Annotated in this window: 17 protein-coding genes; 9 read left to right on the forward strand and 8 right to left on the reverse strand. The window is 55.6% G+C overall.

What is annotated here, in order from left to right:
* Positions 1-88: 88 nt before the first annotated feature.
* The 4 genes from ftsE to ACFOWX_RS11805 are packed head-to-tail and all read left to right on the forward strand — an operon-like array spanning position 89 to position 2,952.
* A complete protein-coding gene (gene ftsE, locus ACFOWX_RS11790; RefSeq protein WP_381424337.1) occupies positions 89-802 on the forward strand; it encodes a cell division ATP-binding protein FtsE in 714 nt (237 codons plus the stop codon).
* Positions 802-1,698, forward strand: coding sequence for a cell division protein FtsX (locus tag ACFOWX_RS11795; protein WP_381424339.1), 897 nt, complete (start codon positions 802-804; stop codon positions 1,696-1,698). Before ftsE ends, ACFOWX_RS11795 begins: the two co-directional genes overlap by 1 nt.
* Before the next feature lie 21 nt (positions 1,699-1,719).
* A complete protein-coding gene (locus ACFOWX_RS11800; RefSeq protein WP_381424342.1) occupies positions 1,720-2,250 on the forward strand; it encodes a YdcF family protein in 531 nt (176 codons plus the stop codon).
* Between the two features lie 3 nt (positions 2,251-2,253).
* Positions 2,254-2,952: a lysophospholipid acyltransferase family protein gene (locus tag ACFOWX_RS11805; protein ID WP_381424344.1), complete on the forward strand. Its 699-nt coding sequence runs from the start codon at positions 2,254-2,256 to the stop codon at positions 2,950-2,952.
* Here the strand turns inward: ACFOWX_RS11805 and ACFOWX_RS11810 are convergent.
* Complete coding sequence (locus ACFOWX_RS11810; RefSeq protein ID WP_381424346.1) at positions 2,949-4,409, reverse strand: S41 family peptidase; 1,461 nt, start codon at positions 4,407-4,409, stop codon at positions 2,949-2,951. The genes ACFOWX_RS11805 and ACFOWX_RS11810 overlap by 4 nt on opposite strands.
* Positions 4,410-4,735: 326 nt before the next feature.
* On the opposite strand from ACFOWX_RS11810, the gene ACFOWX_RS11815 reads away from it, so the two are divergent.
* Entirely contained in the window at positions 4,736-4,981 is a 246-nt protein-coding gene (locus ACFOWX_RS11815) for a hypothetical protein (protein ID WP_381424348.1), read from the forward strand.
* A gap of 74 nt (positions 4,982-5,055) precedes the next feature.
* On the opposite strand, the gene ACFOWX_RS11820 is transcribed toward ACFOWX_RS11815, so the two are convergent.
* Together ACFOWX_RS11820 and ACFOWX_RS11825 are read right to left on the reverse strand one after the other, a co-directional pair.
* A complete protein-coding gene (locus ACFOWX_RS11820) occupies positions 5,056-6,354 on the reverse strand; it encodes a DUF418 domain-containing protein (RefSeq protein WP_381424349.1) in 1,299 nt (432 codons plus the stop codon).
* Positions 6,355-6,376: 22 nt separating this feature from the next.
* A complete protein-coding gene (locus ACFOWX_RS11825; protein ID WP_381424351.1) occupies positions 6,377-7,051 on the reverse strand; it encodes a nitroreductase family protein in 675 nt (224 codons plus the stop codon).
* A 170-nt stretch (positions 7,052-7,221) separates the two neighbouring features.
* On the opposite strand from ACFOWX_RS11825, the gene ACFOWX_RS11830 reads away from it, so the two are divergent.
* A complete protein-coding gene (locus ACFOWX_RS11830) occupies positions 7,222-8,004 on the forward strand; it encodes a Coq4 family protein (RefSeq protein ID WP_381424353.1) in 783 nt (260 codons plus the stop codon).
* Positions 8,005-8,008: 4 nt separating this feature from the next.
* On the opposite strand, the gene ACFOWX_RS11835 is transcribed toward ACFOWX_RS11830, so the two are convergent.
* The 4 genes from ACFOWX_RS11835 to ACFOWX_RS11850 all read right to left on the reverse strand — a co-directional run bounded on the left by ACFOWX_RS11835 (position 8,009) and on the right by ACFOWX_RS11850 (position 11,940).
* A complete protein-coding gene (locus ACFOWX_RS11835) occupies positions 8,009-8,356 on the reverse strand; it encodes a DUF6122 family protein (protein ID WP_381424355.1) in 348 nt (115 codons plus the stop codon).
* Positions 8,357-8,371: 15 nt separating this feature from the next.
* Positions 8,372-10,660: a phosphoribosylformylglycinamidine synthase subunit PurL gene (gene purL, locus ACFOWX_RS11840; protein ID WP_381424357.1), complete on the reverse strand. Its 2,289-nt coding sequence runs from the start codon at positions 10,658-10,660 to the stop codon at positions 8,372-8,374.
* A gap of 60 nt (positions 10,661-10,720) precedes the next feature.
* Positions 10,721-11,392, reverse strand: coding sequence for a hypothetical protein (locus ACFOWX_RS11845; RefSeq protein WP_381424359.1), 672 nt, complete (start codon positions 11,390-11,392; stop codon positions 10,721-10,723).
* Between the two features lie 107 nt (positions 11,393-11,499).
* Complete coding sequence (locus ACFOWX_RS11850) at positions 11,500-11,940, reverse strand: hypothetical protein (protein WP_381424361.1); 441 nt, start codon at positions 11,938-11,940, stop codon at positions 11,500-11,502.
* A gap of 140 nt (positions 11,941-12,080) precedes the next feature.
* Between ACFOWX_RS11850 and ACFOWX_RS11855 the strand changes: the two genes are divergently transcribed.
* The 3 genes from ACFOWX_RS11855 to coaD are packed head-to-tail and all read left to right on the forward strand — an operon-like array spanning position 12,081 to position 13,766.
* The gene (locus ACFOWX_RS11855; RefSeq protein WP_381424363.1) at positions 12,081-12,332 is read left to right on the forward strand and encodes an exodeoxyribonuclease VII small subunit; all 252 of its coding nucleotides are present in this window, start codon (positions 12,081-12,083) and stop codon (positions 12,330-12,332) included.
* Positions 12,333-12,336: 4 nt separating this feature from the next.
* On the forward strand, positions 12,337-13,254 hold the full coding sequence (locus tag ACFOWX_RS11860; RefSeq protein WP_381424365.1) for a polyprenyl synthetase family protein: 918 nt from the start codon (positions 12,337-12,339) through the stop codon (positions 13,252-13,254).
* An 11-nt stretch (positions 13,255-13,265) separates the two neighbouring features.
* Positions 13,266-13,766: a pantetheine-phosphate adenylyltransferase gene (gene coaD / locus ACFOWX_RS11865; protein WP_381424367.1), complete on the forward strand. Its 501-nt coding sequence runs from the start codon at positions 13,266-13,268 to the stop codon at positions 13,764-13,766.
* Positions 13,767-13,778: 12 nt separating this feature from the next.
* On the opposite strand, the gene ACFOWX_RS11870 is transcribed toward coaD, so the two are convergent.
* Positions 13,779-16,763, reverse strand: coding sequence for a VIT domain-containing protein (locus tag ACFOWX_RS11870; protein WP_381424370.1), 2,985 nt, complete (start codon positions 16,761-16,763; stop codon positions 13,779-13,781).
* Between the last annotated feature and the right edge of the window lie 107 nt (positions 16,764-16,870).

The raw sequence follows: 16,870 nt of genomic DNA on the forward strand, positions 1-16,870 counted from the left end.
GGCCTCAAACCTCAACGCTAGTGTTATTGAATCCGCAGCTTAACTATTCGCTTGGCCAAAGCGGGCATATTATGCCATTTGGGGCGCAATGCAGAGCGTGGTAGAATTTGATAATGTCGGGCTTCGTTACGGCACCGGCGCGGAAACTTTGACGGATTTAAGCTTCACGCTTTATCCGGGCAGTTTCTATTTCCTGACCGGCGCGTCGGGCGCGGGGAAGACGTCGCTGCTCAAATTACTCTATCTTGCCCACCGGCCCAGCCGGGGTGCCATCCGTATGTTCGGCAAGGATGCGGTCACCATGCCGCGAGACCGAATCCCCGGATTTCGCCGCCGGATCGGCGTTGTGTTTCAGGATTTCCGCCTTGTTCCGCATTTATCGACCTTTGATAATATCGCCCTGCCACTGCGCATTGCGGGGATACAGGAAAAGGACCTGAAAGGTCCCGTCACCGAAATGCTGGCTTGGATTGGCCTCACCGAAAGAGCCGATGCGCGGCCCGCCACCTTGTCGGGCGGAGAGCAGCAGCGCGTTGCCATCGCCCGCGCGGTCATCGGCCGCCCTGAAATATTGGTAGCGGACGAGCCAACCGGGAATGTCGATCCCGATATGGCAAGACGCCTGCTACAGCTATTTGCTGCGCTGAACAAACTGGGCACGACGGTCGTGGTGGCGACTCACGATATTCATCTGTTGAATGAGATTGAAGGGGCGCAGATGATGCGCCTTGATAAAGGCCGGCTTTCCGATCCATCGGGCTTGCTAAAAAACCCGCCGCGGCCATTGGTGCTGAAAAACTGATGCTGCTCGATTTTGCCTTGCCCGATCATGAAAGACAGCTGATCCCCGAAGGCCGGATTTCTGGGCCGATGCCGTGGGTCATTGCGATCATGATGTTCCTGACCCTGCTGTCGGCTATTGCCGGATTATTGCTGGTCGATGCGGCACAGCAAGGCAGCGACGATCTAAGCTCTCGCATTACTGTCCAGATTATCGAGCCCGACCCATCGGTCAGAGCGGCTCAGCGCACAGCGATCAGCAAGGCATTGCAGGCAAATGCCGACATAGAAAGCATCAGGGCCGTGCCAGACGCCGAAGTTCGCGACCTGCTCGAACCATGGCTGGGCGGAGACATCATCGATGCGGATATTGCGATACCCGCTCTGGTTGATGTGACATTCAAAGATCGCCCTGATGAAAAGCAGATAAAGGCACTGCGCACCGCCGTCCGGCAATTTTCGCCCTCGGCAAGGATTGATAGCCATGCGGTGTGGATGGCCCCTTATCTACAGTTGATGCGCGCATTGTTATGGCTTGCCGCTGGCGTTATTTTCCTATTGCTGCTGGCGACATCGGCCGCCGTGATCCTGGCGGTGCGCAGCGCGCTTAACACCCACCGAGAGACGATCAACATCATGCATATGCTCGGCGGGACCGATATTCAGGCGGCCCGTTTATTTCAGCGTAGGGTCGCACTGGATTCCCTTCTCGGCGGGCTGATTGGGTTTGTCGCGGCATTGATTATATTCTGGTTTTTGGCCGGCCGTTTCTCCGCTTTGGGCCCCGGCATGCTCACCTCGGCGTCGATGCCATGGTATGGGTGGATCATATTGGCGCTCATTCCGCTTGCGGTTACCGGGCTGGCTATGCTTATGGCACGGTGGACGGTGGTTTCCGCCCTCAGGAAAATGCTCTAAACGGAATTTGATACCCAATCGATGATGAAACGGATCGCCTCCTTTACGCTATTGGCTTGGATACTGGGCTTTGCTTGGTTTGCCTTATTGCTGCCGCAGCCGGCGCCGACCCAGACAACCGATGCCGTCGTTGTCTTAACCGGCGGCGCCAACCGCATCGATCATGGCCTGACCGTCTTGGAGGCTGGGCAAGCCAAACAAATGCTTATATCGGGCGTCGACCGCGACGTGCGTCCGGGGGAACTGGCCGCGCAATATCCCGGATATAGCCGCCAATTCAAATGCTGCGTCGAATTGGGCTTCCGTGCGGTCGACACCCGCTCCAACGCCCTCGAAACCGCGCGGTGGGTGTCCAAGCATCAGGTGAAATCATTGCGGCTGATAACCCATGACTGGCATATGCGCCGCGCGCGGTTGGAATTGGACCAAGCCATTCCGGACAATATCCGGATCGTTAATGACGCCGTGATGACGCGCCCCTCGCTGGCCATATTGTTCAAAGAATATAATAAATATTGGCTGCGTGCCCTCGCAGCGCTGATTGGTTTATAATTGGTGGCGGCGGTACGAACCATATTATTCTTGCTGGTGTTTTACGGCGGATCGACGCTGCATGTCATCATCGCTTTTGCCGGTAGTATTTTCTCGGTTCGCATGATGCGTTGGGTGGTCCGTTGCTGGAGCCGCTATCAAACTTTTTGCGCGCGCTGGATATTGGGCGTCCATGTGAAAATTGATGGCTATATTCCCGACAAGCCAGTGCTATTTGCAATTAAACATGAAAGCATGTTTGAAACCATCGATATGCACCGGTTTTTCGACTATCCGGCGGTGGTCGCCAAGGTGCAATTGTCGCGTATTCCATTTTGGGGATTTGCTGCGCGCCGTTATGGTATGATATTTGTTGACCGCGATGGCGGCGCGCAAACATTGCGGCAAATGCTGGCGCAGGCGAAGCAGGCCATTGTCGATGAAAGGCCCATTGTGATATTTCCCGAAGGAACTAGGGTGGAGCGCGGCAATCGCCCGCCGCTGCAATCGGGTTTTGCAGGTCTCTATAAAATGCTGAAGCTGCCCGTGGTTCCGATCGCGGTCGATAGCGGCAAATGTATTCCGCGCAGCAGCTGGATTTACCGGCCCGGCGTCATCCAATATCGCATTGGTGAGGAAATCCCAGCGGGCCTGCCGCGAGACGAAATTGAACGGCGCGTCCATTCCGCCATCAACGTCCTGAACCAAACGGCATCAACCTAAAATAGCCCCGGCACCTCGCGCTGCGCTGGTGTGGGTGCATCCGGGGTCAGCATTTGGCTGCTAATTCGCTTGCCGCCGGAAATCTTCGCTTGTGTCTTTGCGGAAGCCGCGCTGCTGATCGCGGTGCAACTACGTCCCTGTATAAAATCAATTGCCCGAGCCACTGATTCTTCAGCCGGATCGCCGAGTGGGCGGGTCAAATCGTCGCTCGCTTGGCAAGTGGTGCCCATCACACTGGCTATGCCATTATAGTAAAATCCGCGATTGGCGGAATTTTGCGTCGAAAAAGCAACGACCCGCAATCGGTCATCGCATGATGCCTGATCTAACGCAATTTGACCGACGGGTTTGCCAAATGTGTCGCTACCCACCAAGGCGGCATTGACCCCTATATACGGCGTGAAGCTATTCATCACCAGTTCGCTGGCCGATGCGGTGCTTCCCGTCCCGATAAAGGCTATTTTCAAAGCGCCGACCGACTGGCTCTGCGGGGTGAAAAATTCGGTCCGGTCATTGTTGTTTTTTTCTACGCGAAATGTCGTGCGGGACAAAATATCACGATTGCTGCGCGCCCCGCCCAGCAAATTGGTCATCAACTCCGCTGTGGATACAAGGCCGCCGCCATTGTAACGGAAATCGATGATAAAATCGGTGATGCCTTGCGCCCGGTAATTGGCAAAAGCGCTGCGCAATTGCGCGTCCGCCGTAGAAATAAAGGTGCGCATATTGATGTAAGCAATCTGCTTTCCGCCATCATTGATGATGGTAGCCCCATAGCGGCTCGATACGGGCTGGATGTTGAATTCTGCTTTTGCAACGCTCACCGTGCTGGTGCCCGCTGCGTTTCTTATTTGCAGAAAACGGGTCGTCCCTGGGGTATTCGGTCCTAAAGCCTGAGACACACCTGCTGCCCCTTGTGATCCCAAGATGACGCTGACATTGCTCAAATTACTGGCGCTCGTGCCAATCGCCAATATTTCGGTGCCGCGGTCGATCCCGGCAGCCAGCGCAGGAGCGCCTTCAAAAGCTTCGGCCACAAATACCCGGCCATTGGCGATATCATAGTTAAGTCTTATACCTAGACCTGCGCTTGATCCCGTTTGGAAAAAGGCGTTTTCCTGTTCGATTGATGTGATAAAAGTGAAAAACCGATCCCGTCCCTGTCCCCGCGCCGTTGCGGTCAACGCATCAATATAAGCGGACACTGTCGTAAAGCCCGACGGGTCAGCCGTAGCAGGCAAAGTTTCGGGAAACAGATACCATTCGCGAATCTGCGCTGCGGCCCAATCCTGCCTAGACCGAAGGCTGCAAGCCGAGCTAACCGGCGGAGTAGGAGGTGTAACCGTCGCCGTTGCCGGGACCGATACAGGCGGCGGCGGGGTGCCGCCCCCGCCGCAAGCCGCAACGGTTCCTGCGGCTGCGATCATATAAACGATGTTGCGCGCATTCTTTTTCACCCAGTTGCTCCCCAGCATGATTGATCTGCGAATCTTCCCCAACGCTAAGACTAACGTCATAATGGACCGATTGGAAATACGATAAAAACAAGTAGCTTGCGGCAGAATGAACAGGGGCTGCCGGATAGCGGCGGCATATCTGCTTGTTGGGGTCAGCATTCCGGGTCAAGACCTCGCAAGTTCAGACACTTAAATCACCAATTCGGCATTCACCAATTTCATTGGCTCGGGATTAACGCTGCTGCTGCAGTATTTGCTAACCCAAGGCAACAGGCTGATCTTTACCAACTGGCCCAGTTATGATTGTGCGGGAAAGGGAGAAAAATATGTCACCGGATAATGCAATAATCATTTTCATGTCGCTCGGTTTAGCAGCCGTGTTTCTGGCCCTTGTTATCGGCATGGATAACCAGGATGCCGAACGGATAATGGAGAATATCTCTGGCCTTACCCCAAAGGCAAAACGCGCGGCGCGAAATCGTAAATTGGAGGATATGACCAAACTCGCCGATGATGCCATAAAGGCAAGAGACATGGGCGAACGCATGCCGCCGCCGCTGCAGCGTTACTAGAAATCACGCGGCCCAAAGTCACAGCCCAGAGGCGCAGCCCGGCGTCACAGTCTGGCCTGCTCCTGTCGCGCAGGCTAGGCGACACGCCGCAACGGCTGCAACCGCCCGCGCGCCAATGACCGCCAAAGCCATTCCAGCGGGCCGTAATGAAAATGGGCGAGCCACGGCTTTGACCATAAAAGCATGACCGCCCACGCGCATAACACAAATCCATAAAGCCACGGCCTGCTCACTTGGCCGTAAAGGCCAAAGCCATAGCCATAGAAAATCGCGGTCATGCAAACACTGGTTCCGATATAATTTGTAAATGCCACTCGCCCGGCGGCTGATATATGCTGGCTGATGCATGCCAGCGAAAAACGGCGAATGAATAATATCAGCAACGCGGCATATCCCACCGTCATCAATAACCGCGCTGGCATGGCTGCGTTCATTTCAATCACCATCACGGTCACGGGATCAAAAGCCGTTCGAATGTTCACCGCTGCGCATAGAGCGGTCAGGATCAATCCGCCGCCAAATCCCCATATCGCAAATCTCCGATAGGTTTGCGGCTTTGCTTGCCCGGTGATAAATCCATTTTGCGCCATCGCCATACCGATCAACATGAATGGCAATGTTTCCAACAAGACGCCAATTATTCCCAATAACGGATCAAATAGCTTTTCCGTCAGCTTATCATCCAATATGCCCGCATAACTGCCCCGGTGAACCGCAAGATCACGGTCAATGGCGGCCTGCCCATAGCCTGTATCTTCTATCAATACCCGATAATCGCGAATTTCGGTTGCGCTCGCGCCCGGCTGATATGCGCGATATTGGGTGTAGAGCATTGCCCCTGAAGCCAGCGATATGGTCAGGAAAGCGGCTGCATAAAGGATGAGCCCCCATTTGATCAAACTGCGCGATGATAAATGATGAAACAGATAGGCAACCGATCCAGCCGCGGCATAGCTGAATAATATGTCGCCCCACCAGATTAGGAAAAAATGCAGTAAGCCAAAAATAGCCAGCCAGAACATCCGCGCATAGTGACGTTTCGTCGGATCTTCGCCGCGCTCGGTCATTTGCATGATGACAATCATCATACTCGCGCCAAATAAAAGCGAGAATAGCCCGCGCATCTTGCCATCAAAAAACAGAAATCCAAACAGCCATGCGGTTATATTGCCGCCATCGCCTGCGCCATAGGCAGCCGGATTGATATATGCGATTTCGGGCATGGCGAAAGCAACAATGTTCATCGCCAATATACCCATAACCGCGCAGCCACGCAGAAAATCCAAACTGACAAAGCGGGACTGGGCAGCGGGGGCGGGAGCTGCTGCAGCCGCACCGCTATGCGCATTATCCGAAGGGGCTGCAAGCTTCATTGTGGCGGCCATAGCGGAGTTGTCATAGCCAAGATGATATTTGGTCCAACGGCTTTTTATGCGTAGCATGAACAGGGATCGTCGCACCGGGTGCAGGCTTTCCCACCACCAATATCATCATCGGCTTTTCATCCGACGGCCGGCCGCAAATTTCATTGAGGAACTTCATCGGATTGGGCGTATGAGTCAGCGTCGCGAGGCCCGCGTCATGAAGGGAACCGATCAACAGGCCCGCCGCGATACCGACGCTTTCGGTCACATAATAATTTTGCTTTTTTTCGCCCGGAAACATCCCGCCGCGCCGCTGCCCGAATATCACAATCAAATAGGGAGCGGTTTCCAAATAAGGTTTTTTCTCATCCGTCCCAAGCGGAGCGAGCGCTTCGATCCATTCGGCGCTGGCTTTACCATCATAAAAAGCGGCCTCTTCACGTTCCGCTTCTTCCCGTACCGCTTTTTTCTTATCCGCGCTTTCAATAACTGCAAAATGCCAAGGTTGATGATTGGCCCCATTGGGCGCGGTTCCGGCGGCCAGCAGCGCATATTCTATCACCTCACGCGGAACCGGCGCATCCGAAAAATGGCGACATGTCCGCCGGGTTTTCAGCTGTTCATACACCATTCGCGCCCGGTCGATCCGTTCAGCGTCACTATAATCAGGCAGCGCCGTATAAGGGATATGTTCATGCGGTTTCATCTGCCCTCCCTATACCGCATAAGCGCCGCTGAAAAGCCGAAAGCCCGATTGAGCAGCAGCCAAGCCGTCATTTTCCGCTTGAAATTTACTGACATCGATGTAAATAAGAAATGCAAGGACCGATTCTTCGCCGATATTGGCGAGCATGAAAATGATTGTTGGATAATGATATGACCACTCTCCCCCTGATCCATCCCGGCCGCCCCGGCGCCGGTCTGCGCCCCATTAAGGCGCTGCGCCACTTTCGGCAGCTTGTGGCCGATAAGGAAGATACCGAACAGGTGTTCCACATTACCAATGACCTGCGCGGCCGGAAATTTGTTGCCGAAGCGAAAACATTTTTGACATCGCCCTTGGGACGGCGGCTGCAGGAAAGCGGCGAATATCTGCCCGAAATTTTGGACGACCATGACGCTTTACGCAAAATGCCAGCCGGTTCGCTCGCCCATGCTTATGCCGATTTCATGGAGGCCGAAGGGCTGAGTGCTGCTGGCCTTGTCGAAGAACAGCAAAAATTCGCCGCGCAAGTGCCCCATTATGATGACCAGCTCGACTGGTATAATAATCGGCTGCGCGACACGCATGATATGTTCCATATTTTGAGCGGTTATGGCCGCGATCCGCTGGGTGAATTATCGCTGCTCGCATTTTCTTATTCGCAGAATAAAAGCCTCGGCTTTCTATTCATTGCATGGATGGGCGCGCTGGAGGAAAAACGGATTACGCCGCGCGGCACCCCAATTTTCCGCGCGATCAAAGAAGGTCAGCGCAATGGCCGCATCGCTGCCAAGATTGGACATCAGGATATCGTCAGCCTGCTGCCCCTGCCGTTGGAACAGGTGCGGGCGCGGTTGAATATCCGCCCGCCGGTGACTTACCGCGCCATATTGGATGGTTATCACCGGGCCGGGATCGACCCCAATCACAGCTTTGGTTCGGCGGTTGCTGCATAGGATATCACGCAGATAATATCTGCATCCCGCAATCGCCGCTATCCACCGCGAGATGCCATAAACATCCGAGCATAAAGGCGCGCCATTTCCACGACGGTATGGCGAGCAACGCGGCATAGGCCAGCGCCGCCCAGATGGTATGCAGCGGGTGGAATCCGATGCTGCATCTGCCGGGATCAAATATCGGTGTGGCGAGCAGATGGTCGAGGTCGATTAAATTGGCCGCGATCATATAAAGACCCGCGGCGCGCCATTGCGTCCCCGGCCGTGTGCGCCAGATCATCCACGCGATGCCAAAGGGCACGATCCAATGGCCGCTGTAATGGAGCAAAAATTGCACCCAATGCGCCATATCAGGTCCTTTGGGTCAGCTCTCCATCCAGTCCTTGAAAAAGCTTTCATGCGCAGCGCTGAGGTCAGCCAGCGACACCGAAGTGCCAAGCTCAACCGCATGAGTGGCTGGCGCGGTCAAGCTGAAGAAAATATCCTGCCCGCCGGCTTGCATATTGTCGCGCCCGGTAACCCCAATCCAATCGACATTGGCGCGCCCGGCAATCATTGCCATCGCGGCTTGCCGGTCAGTAACCGTGAACAGATAGCGGCCCTGATCCTCGCCAAACCAGCGCCCGGCAAGGCCAGCGTCTTTCATGTCATAAACTTCCGCGCCAATGCCGCTGGCCAGCGCCATTTCCGCCAGCGCCACCGCAAGCCCACCATCGGACAGATCATGCACCGCCGTCACCAGCCCGGCGGCAATCAGATCGCGCATAATTTCGGCATGCAGCCGCTCGGCCGCCAGATCGACCGCAGGCGGCGCGCCTTCTTTGCGGTCATGCAAAGTGCTCAGCCACAGGCTCTGGCCCATGTGCGTGCCGCGCCCGCCAATCAGGCCGATATGCTCGCCCTCGGCCTTAAAACCGATGGTCGCCATTTTGGCTACATCTTCGAGCACGCCGACGCCGCCAATCGCAGGCGTTGGCAAAATTGCGCTCCCTCCGCCGGTCGCCTTGCTTTCATTATACAGCGACACATTGCCCGACACGATGGGGTAATCGAGCGCGCGGCAGGCGTCGGCCATGCCTTCGAGGCAGCCGGTGAACTGCGCCATAATTTCGGGGCGTTCGGGGTTGGCGAAATTCAGGCAATTAGTAATCGCCAGCGGCTTTGCGCCGACCGCGCAGATATTGCGGTAGGTTTCCGCCACGGCTTGCTTGCCGCCTTCATAGGGGTCGGCATAGCAATAGCGCGGCGTGCAATCGGTGCTCATCGCCAGCGCCCGGTTGGTGCCGTGGATACGCACCACCGCCGCATCACCGCCCGAAAGCTGCGCCGTGTCCGCGCCAACCTGGCTGTCATATTGCTGCCAAATCCATGCGCGGCTGGCGAGCGCGGGACTAGCCATTAGCTTCAGCAGATCCGCACCAATGTCGGTGCTTTCTGGGATAGTAGCCGGGTCCAGCGGTTTCACATTCGCCCATGCTTTATACTCTTCTTTGGACATCGAAGGCCGGTCATATTTCGGCGCATCGGAAGCCAGCGGACCAAGCGGAATGTCACATACTACTTCACCGTTCCACTCAAGGACCATATGCTGCGTATCGGTCACCTCGCCTATGACAGCAAAATCCAGCTCCCATTTTTGGAAGATTGCCTCGGCCATCGCTTCCTTGCCGGGTTTCAGCACCATCAGCATCCGTTCCTGGCTTTCCGACAGCATCATTTCATAAGGCGTCATGCCCTCTTCGCGCTGCGGCACTTTATTCATGTCGAGCCGGATGCCGGTTTTGCCATTGGTCGCCATTTCAACGCTCGACGAAGTCAGCCCTGCCGCACCCATATCCTGAATAGCCACAATCGCATCGGTCGCCATCAGCTCCAGGCACGCCTCAATCAGCAGCTTTTCGGTGAACGGGTCGCCGACTTGCACCGTTGGGCGTTTCGCCTCGGCATCATCGGCAAAATCGGCCGAGGCCATAGTCGCACCGTGAATGCCGTCGCGGCCCGTCTTGCTGCCCACATATACAATCGGATTGCCCACACCGGTGGCGGCGGAATAGAAAATCTTGTCCTGATCGGCAACGCCCACCGTCATTGCATTGACCAGAATATTGCCATCATAGGCCGGATCAAAATTGGTTTCGCCGCCCACAGTTGGCACGCCGACGCAATTGCCATAGCCGCCGATCCCGGCCACCACGCCCTGCACCAGATGCTTCATCTTGGGATGGTCAGGGCTTCCGAAACGCAGCGCGTTCAGATTCGCCACTGGGCGCGCGCCCATGGTAAACACATCGCGCAAGATGCCGCCCACGCCGGTCGCCGCACCCTGATAAGGTTCAATGTAGGACGGGTGATTATGCGATTCCATTTTGAAAATCGCCGCCAGCTTTTGCCCATTCGGCCCTTCGCCAATGTCGATGACGCCCGCGTTTTCGCCGGGGCCGCAAATGACCTGTGGCCCTTCGGTTGGCAGCTTTGCCAAATGGATACGCGAGCTTTTGTAAGAACAATGCTCCGACCACATGACCGAGAATATCCCGAGCTCAACCAAATTGGGCTCACGTCCCATGGCGGCTAGGATGCGCGCATATTCTTCTTCATTCAGGCCATGTTCGGCAACGACCTGAGGGGTGATTTGGGATTTAATGTCTGACATGACCCCGCCTTTAGCGGCCATTTTAGTTCAAGCCTAGACCCATTTCGCGCAGCGGCGCATTCAATTTTCTTGGCGGCGCGCCCAGTCCACGCGGAAGGCAAGCCAGATGAATAAACCATAGGCAGCCAGCGCCGTCAGCGGCAACGCCAGGCCAACCTCCGCAGGTTCGGAGGACAACCAGCTATACAGTTGCAGCACCAGCATCACGCCGCCCAGCGACAATAGCGGTTTTTTAATCACGCCGCCGACCCACGCGCCGTCCCTCGCCCTCACTTTTGTGTAATAATATCCGAGCGCTGCTCCGGTAATGCCAAGCTCCAGCGGCATTTCGATCAGCGGGTAATCCCACAGCGCCAAGCCCAGTTTTGGCGGGCCGCCAAATAAGGTCAGATCGGGAGCATGGACAAGCAGATCGACAAACCAGTGTGACACAACAACCGCGCCGCCGATGATCGCTGCTGCTGCGCTGCGAGAAAAATAATAGATCACCCATGCCATGACCGCCGCGAAAATAATGCCGCCGGCGAGGCTGTGCGTATACGGCATATGGTAGAAATCCAGCGGGCTCATTTCGGTCAGCCCCGGCGTTACCCGCATTTTTTCGGTGCCGGTCAGGACAAAAGCGAAGAAAGCCAGGTCGACCAATTGCGCAGCAATGAAGGTTACGCCCAGTCGCGGCGCCTTTGGATGGGCCGCCGCAATAAGCGCCGGAGCATAATGACCAATGAACATTTGCGCGCTCCTCTATGCTGTGAGCGATCAGCCTAGCCGCTTTTGGGCAAAAAGAAAGGGGCCGGACCAGCCGACCCCTGCGATATTCATTATAGGATAGATTGAGCTTATGCGCCTTTGCAGGTTTGCGCGCCTTTGCCGGGCAATTTCACATTTATCTGCTTACCGCTGCCTGACAGCGATGCTTCGCCATCGTCCGATTTCAAGGGTCCAGCGGCGGCTTCTGCTTCGGGAGCAGCCGGCGCGCTTGACGCTTCACCTGCTGCGGGCACTTCTGCTTTGGGCTGGCTCACGCGAATTGCGCTGGCCGTTTTGTCGCCGATGCGAATGTCTGCGGCAACATTCTCACCCAGAAAATCAACATAAAGGATGGTATTATCGGCACAGCGATATGTGTCCGACGCAGTAATCGGCGGCGGCATCTCAATCGGCGCAGCGGGTTCAGCCGTAGCGGTTTCGGTTTCGCCTTCGGCGGGGGTTTCGGTTTTGTTACATGCTGCAAGAGCTAGCAAAGCAACGGGGGCGATCAGGAAGAGAGTTTTTTTCATAGTCCCGGACGTTTAGCGGCACCGATATTCATTGTGAAGCCAAAATCGGCAGCATGGACGTTCCGCAGGCACAGCCGCTTTTGCAGGCTCTTCGCTGAAAAGCTTGACCGCCGTGCATGGCCGCGCCAAAGCTGTGCGCCATGAATGACGATGCACAATCCGCCGATCAGGCGTTGAATTTTGAAGAGGCGTTGAAAGCGCTGGAAGCGATAGTCCATAAGCTGGAAAGCGGGGAAGCGCCACTGGACGAATCCATTGCGCTTTATGAACGCGGAAATGCGCTGAGAGAATTATGCCAGAAACGGCTCGAAGCAGCCAAAGCGAAAATTGAGGCGATCAGCCTGGGCGCGGGCGGCACGCCGGTTGGCACAGAGCCGTTCGATCAGGACTGACGCGATGACATCGCCGCCATCGCCGCCGCTGACGACCGCCGACCTATTGTCCGCCATTGATCAGATCGCAGGCGAAATTGACGCCGAATTTGATAGCTTGCTGCAAATTCCAGGCGATGCCCGCGCGCCCTTATACGAAGCGATGCGTCATGCGGCGATTGGCGGTGGCAAGCGGTTACGGCCATTGCTTCTGGTTGCGACGGCGAGCCTATTTCATGTCGAGCGGGACGTTGCACTGCGTGTCGCAGCGGCGGTTGAGGCGATCCATGTTTATTCGCTGATCCATGATGACCTGCCTTGCATGGATGATGATGAAATGCGGCGGGGCAAACCCACCGTCCACCGCGCATTTGGAGAGGCGGCGGCTGTGCTGGCGGGGGATAGCCTGCACGCGCTCGCTTTTGAAATATTGGCCGACCCCGCGACCCATGCTGACCCGTTTGTGCGCAGCGAGTTGATCCTGTGTCTGGCACAGGCCAGCGGTCCTGACGGGATGGCCGGCGGGCAAATGATGGATTTGGAGGCGGAAAAGGCCAATTTCGACCTGCCCACCGTAACCCGTTTGCAAGCGTTGAAAACCGGCGCCCTGATCAGCGCCAGCGTGGAAATGGGCGCGATTTTGGGCCATGTCCCTGCCGCCGGACGCACGCATTTGCGCGGCTATGCCCGGGATGTTGGGCTCGCTTTCCAAATTGCCGATGACATATTGGACGTGGAGGGCGACCCGGAATTGGCCGGAAAAGCGCTGTATAAAGACGCCGAAGCAGGCAAAGCGACGTTCCTGTCGCTCATGGGATTGGACCGCGCAAAAGAACAGGCGGCGATGCTCGTCAACCAAGCAATGGAGCATCTGTCTGCTTATGGCAAAGAGGCCGATTTGCTGCGCGCGATTGCCCGTTATGTGCTGGAACGCGATCATTAAAGGGGGCGGATATGAAAGAACGGATTGGCGTATATCCCGGGACATTTGATCCCATCACGCTGGGGCATATGGACATCATCACACGCGGGGCAAAGCTGGTTGACCGGTTGATAATCGGGGTCACCACCAATATCGCAAAATCGCCCATGTTTTCCGATGATGAACGCATCGCCATGGTAAAACGCGAAATTGCGGCATTAGGCAGCTCCAATATCGAAGTCGTTGGTTTCAACTCGCTGCTGATGGACTTTGCCGATGCGCAAGGGGCGGGCGTAATCCTGCGCGGTATTCGCGGCGTGACCGATTTCGAATATGAGTATCAGCTGACGGGCATGAACCGGCAGCTCAATGACCGCGTGGAAACGATATTCCTGATGGCCGACGTGTCGCTACAACCCATTGCATCTCGGCTGGTGAAGGAAATCGCACTCTATGGCGGTGATATCAGCAAATTCGTGACGCCCGCCGTGCGCGATGATGTGGTGGCGCGGATCGCTGCATCAGGAAAATAAAAGGCACTCCCATTATTCCGGCTTGGCGACGGTTATAACACCGACCTTTTTGTCTTCTTCCTCATCATCATTATCCTGCTCAGGGTCAGCGTCTGGATCGCGCGGCAACGGCTTGCCCAGCTCAATATCAACATATTCTTCACTCTCGCCAGGCCTTCCGAAATTGCGGATCAACCGTGCAGTCAAGATGGACACACCATTGGGGTTAATCCTGTCTGAGGAATAGACATGCGCACGCACTTGATAATCTCCCGGCATCGCCCGGCGGATCATATATTCCTCAGGTCCGTAGCCATCGGTCATGTCATCCGACATATGCCCGCCTATGCTGGTGCTTCGATTACTATAATAGGCTTTCTCGCCCGTCGGTTCGATGACCCACAGGTCCAGATCAGTACTCTCGGTGGTCCAATCGATAACAACGCGGACATCGGTATCAAGCGACGCCACCAACCGTTCATCCATTTCAATCTTGGCTCCTGTGCTTTTTGCCGCGGACAGTGCGGCATTCGCCTCGACCAGTGAAACCAGATCAATCCCTTCATCTCCGTCGCGAACCGGATTGACGGCAATGTCATAGAGCAGCGCGATGGCGCGTTCATAATCGTCTTTTGCGTTTCTGCTTTCCGCCATGCGGGCGCGTTTCAAAAGTGCAAGGGCCAAGTGCCGTTTGGGCTGGGGCAGGAATTGCTGCCGCGCGGCGAGATAATCCAGCAGGTCAATGGCCCGGTCATGCTGCCCGAAGCGCAGCAGCCTTTGCGCCACAATCAGCATCGTTTCATCATTGGCCACTGGCAATTCTAATGCAGAAAGCAAAGTCTGCTGTGCCTGCAGATCGCGGCCATTTTCGGCGTGCCAGCGTGATACATCCAGATAGAATGCGGGCAGGCTGCCATGCTTTTTCTCTTCAATCAGGAAAGCAGCGGCATAATCATCGCCTGCAGCATCCAGCGCCTTCAAATAAGGGCGGTCGGGCTGCCACGCGTCAATTTTGACATCAATTTTCGGATCAATTCGGGTGCCTGTTACTATAACAACGTCATGGTCATCACCATAATAACCACCGCGACCCCCGCCGGGAAATGCGGGTTCTTGTTCCGCCGCTGCGATATCTTCTGCAACTATCGAAGATTGTATTACTCCCGCTGGAGGCGGCGGCGGCGGAGATGGCGGTAGAGGCGCTCCCTCAGCAGCTGCATCGGCTGCGTCTTCCAATGCATAGCCATCGGTATCATTTTCAGGATTATTGCGTCTTTTCTTACTGGCGAATTTCCAGTCTTCCTCGTCATATTCCTCTGCCCACCATTCTTTCAGTTCTTCCCAGTCTTTGAGCAGATTGGCAAAGCGTTCCTCCCTCTCTTCACGGATTTCTTCGTCTGCGTCTTTGCGCGCCTCACGAAAGTCGGAGAGCATTTCTTTAGGATAGCTGCCTGGCGGGGCAATGTCGTTGCGGACATAATCATCCGGGTCTTCAAGAACAAGAAAGCTAAGCCCTGGATATTCGACCGAATATCGGCGTGCAAATTCCAGAAAGGCCTTGCGGTCTATGCCATCATCACGCAGCGCCAGTTCCGATTTTGCCCATAGTGCGCCCGCCCCGTCATAGCTTTCTGCACTTGCATCGAGCGGGATTTGCCGGCGAAAGCGTTTGCCGCCCGCAGCCAGCCTGACATCAAGTTTCGTATCACGCTGCGACTTGATAACAGCAGCCCAATACCCATCGGGCGCGGGCAATGTGATAAAGGGCAATGCCTTTCCCCGTTCCCCCCGTATCGCCTGCAATATCGGCCTGCCCGAAGTTAGCTTGGCAATAACCGCCGCCAAATCGCCATTGCTGGCTATGGCATGAAATTGTCCGCCATATTGCCGCGCCATCGCCGACAGGCGCGCCGTATTTGCCGCGGGAACACTGCTAAAAATATGCAGGCGGCAATTGGGGTCAAATTCAGCCTTGCGGTCTACTGTTGCCAGGCCATCATAAAACATCAGGCAGATTTCAGCCTCTGCTTCGGGCTGGTTCTTGGCAAGCGCGCCAAGCCCGCTACCGCCGCTGTAGCGGACGGCGTCCAATTCATTACCCAATGCCGCGCTATCGGCCTGTCCAGAAATTTCCACCGCATCGGCGTCAAAGGCAATAAATTCAATCCCCGCAGGGTTTAAAGCGGATATAGCATCAACCGCCAGCTTGCGTTCCATGGGCACATTGCCCTGGTTGCGCGAAAGGCTTTTGTCCCAATAGACGCGGACTAATTCGGGCCGCTGCGCCTTTACTCCGGCCTTGGGAAGCGGCCCTGAAAGATGCACAATTTCATCGCCTGATTTATGCCTGCTGATCAGCACATCGGAAGGATGAAGCTCCGATAGGCGTATCGCCCCTTCGATAACACTGTTCGCGCCAGAAATCTGGGCAGTATAGCCGTCTATTCCGGAGCGCTTGAATTGGATGCCATTTGGCAGTGAGGCGACTGGCGGTTTTTTGAGCCCGTTCAGTTCGAGATTGATCGCCCATTTGTCCGCCTTTTGCGCAAGCATTATCGGCCAGTTGAAATCGGGACCAATAGCAAATGAGAATTTGAGGCGCATTCTTCGCGTGCCGCCATCTTCATTTACTGGATAAATGCTGGTTGTAAAAATTCCGGCCCGCGAAACCTGAGCCAGACCGGGGTCCACTTCACCGCGCACCTGATTTTCATACGCAGTCCTTGCCTTTTTTTCCTCCAGCAATACCCCGTCGATCAGCAGGCCTTTCGCGGCTTCATCTGGATCTTCGAGGTCAATGGCATAGCCGGTCACCGCAGCCCCCTTGGGCAAATGAAAGGCCAGCTGTGCCTCCAGCTCATTTTCACTGGGATTTACGATAGTCACCGTCAATTCGGCATCCGCAACATTGCCCTGTGCTTTCATATCCAGCGTAAATTCGCTGAAGCGCAGCATGTCGCTTCGGGTTTCCTCGCTGTCTATACCGTCAATTTCCGCTGTCAGGTTAGGGTTGGCCATAGCCCCGTCGCCCGCGAGCGCCGTTGTTGACAAATTCAAGACCAAAAAAAGCAAGCAAATCAGCACGAGGTGCCGGTACCCGAATTGGTTCATATATCTCATCCCTC

It is taken from the genome of Sphingorhabdus arenilitoris (assembly GCF_042651485.1).
Classification (GTDB): Bacteria; Pseudomonadota; Alphaproteobacteria; order Sphingomonadales; family Sphingomonadaceae; genus Sphingorhabdus_B; species Sphingorhabdus_B arenilitoris.

What these genes read in the sequence shown, in the direction of transcription:
- ACFOWX_RS11815 (WP_381424348.1), top strand. Translation starts at nt 4,736, where the DNA reads ATGTCACCGGATAATGCAATAATCATTTTCATGTCGCTCGGTTTAGCA.
- ACFOWX_RS11820 (WP_381424349.1), bottom strand. Translation starts at nt 6,354, where the DNA reads ATGAAGCTTGCAGCCCCTTCGGATAATGCGCATAGCGGTGCGGCTGCA.
- ACFOWX_RS11800 (WP_381424342.1), top strand. Translation starts at nt 1,720, where the DNA reads ATGATGAAACGGATCGCCTCCTTTACGCTATTGGCTTGGATACTGGGC.
- ACFOWX_RS11825 (WP_381424351.1), bottom strand. Translation starts at nt 7,051, where the DNA reads ATGAAACCGCATGAACATATCCCTTATACGGCGCTGCCTGATTATAGT.
- ACFOWX_RS11835 (WP_381424355.1), bottom strand. Translation starts at nt 8,356, where the DNA reads ATGGCGCATTGGGTGCAATTTTTGCTCCATTACAGCGGCCATTGGATC.
- purL (WP_381424357.1), bottom strand. Translation starts at nt 10,660, where the DNA reads ATGTCAGACATTAAATCCCAAATCACCCCTCAGGTCGTTGCCGAACAT.
- ftsE (WP_381424337.1), top strand. Translation starts at nt 89, where the DNA reads ATGCAGAGCGTGGTAGAATTTGATAATGTCGGGCTTCGTTACGGCACC.
- ACFOWX_RS11860 (WP_381424365.1), top strand. Translation starts at nt 12,337, where the DNA reads ATGACATCGCCGCCATCGCCGCCGCTGACGACCGCCGACCTATTGTCC.
- ACFOWX_RS11850 (WP_381424361.1), bottom strand. Translation starts at nt 11,940, where the DNA reads ATGAAAAAAACTCTCTTCCTGATCGCCCCCGTTGCTTTGCTAGCTCTT.
- ACFOWX_RS11845 (WP_381424359.1), bottom strand. Translation starts at nt 11,392, where the DNA reads ATGTTCATTGGTCATTATGCTCCGGCGCTTATTGCGGCGGCCCATCCA.
- ACFOWX_RS11855 (WP_381424363.1), top strand. Translation starts at nt 12,081, where the DNA reads ATGAATGACGATGCACAATCCGCCGATCAGGCGTTGAATTTTGAAGAG.
- ACFOWX_RS11795 (WP_381424339.1), top strand. Translation starts at nt 802, where the DNA reads ATGCTGCTCGATTTTGCCTTGCCCGATCATGAAAGACAGCTGATCCCC.
- ACFOWX_RS11830 (WP_381424353.1), top strand. Translation starts at nt 7,222, where the DNA reads ATGACCACTCTCCCCCTGATCCATCCCGGCCGCCCCGGCGCCGGTCTG.
- ACFOWX_RS11870 (WP_381424370.1), bottom strand. Translation starts at nt 16,763, where the DNA reads ATGGCCAACCCTAACCTGACAGCGGAAATTGACGGTATAGACAGCGAG.
- coaD (WP_381424367.1), top strand. Translation starts at nt 13,266, where the DNA reads ATGAAAGAACGGATTGGCGTATATCCCGGGACATTTGATCCCATCACG.